Consider the following 230-nt stretch of genomic DNA (forward strand, 5'->3'; position numbering starts at 1 on the left):
GTGCGCGCCGCGGTGCACGGCGGAGTTGCGCTGTTCGTAGAACTCCTGCTCGGCTTCGATCACGCTGAGCGGATTCTGCGATGTTGCTCCGGAGTCCAAGTACACCAGCGGATGGCCATTGACCTGCTGGTGAAGGATCGGGAAGTCGTTGCGGATGCGCAGGACCTCGGCGTTGTCCATCAGCTCCACTGCGGGCTTGAGGGTATCGGGGGTGGAAACCACAGGCACGG

1 protein-coding gene is annotated in these 230 nt (G+C 63.0%); it reads right to left on the reverse strand.

Annotation, left to right across the window (positions count from 1 at the left end; all coding sequences use genetic code 11):
* Positions 1-228, reverse strand: a 228-nt coding sequence (locus SB754_RS23365; RefSeq protein ID WP_410784616.1) for an aminotransferase class V-fold PLP-dependent enzyme, incomplete at its 3' end; no start/stop codon positions are given.
* Positions 229-230 lie beyond the last annotated feature (2 nt).

Origin of the sequence: Leifsonia sp. SIMBA_070 (genome assembly GCF_046534635.1) — a bacterium.
Classification (GTDB): domain Bacteria; phylum Actinomycetota; class Actinomycetes; order Actinomycetales; family Microbacteriaceae; genus Leifsonia.